The sequence below is a fragment of the Acidobacteriota bacterium genome, assembly GCA_033549365.1.
Lineage (GTDB): Bacteria > Acidobacteriota > Aminicenantia > Aminicenantales > Saccharicenantaceae > JAWSUF01.
Genome location: JAWSUF010000062.1, coordinates 1 through 623 on the forward strand (window position 1 = coordinate 1; position 623 = coordinate 623).

Below are 623 nucleotides of genomic sequence, written 5' to 3' on the forward strand. Positions count from 1 at the left end.
CCCATCGACTACGCCTTTCGGCCTCGCCTTAGGGGTCGACTCACCCTGCCCCGATTAACGTTGGACAGGAACCCTTGGTCTTCCGGCGAGCGGGCTTTTCACCCGCTTTATCGTTACTTATGTCAGCATTCGCACTTCTGATACCTCCAGCATGCCTCACAGCACACCTTCACAGGCTTACAGAACGCTCCCCTACCCAACAACGCATAAGCGTCGCTGCCGCAGCTTCGGTGCATGGTTTAGCCCCGTTACATCTTCCGCGCAGGCCGACTCGACCAGTGAGCTATTACGCTTTCTTTAAATGATGGCTGCTTCTAAGCCAACATCCTGGCTGTCTGGGCCTTCCCACATCGTTTCCCACTTAACCATGACTTTGGGACCTTAGCTGGCGGTCTGGGTTGTTTCCCTCTTCACGACGGACGTTAGCACCCGCCGTGTGTCTCCCGTGATAACATTCTCCGGTATTCGCAGTTTGCATCGGGTTGGTAAGTCGGGATGACCCCCTTGCCGAAACAGTGCTCTACCCCCGGAGATGAATTCACGAGGCGCTACCTAAATAGCTTTCGGGGAGAACCAGCTATCTCCCGGTTTGATTGGCCTTTCACCCCCAGCCACAAGTCATC

General features: G+C 55.4%; 1 rRNA gene. It reads right to left on the reverse strand.

Annotation, left to right across the window (positions count from 1 at the left end):
* Positions 1 to 623, reverse strand: a 23S ribosomal RNA gene (locus tag SCM96_16050); the annotation flags it as partial.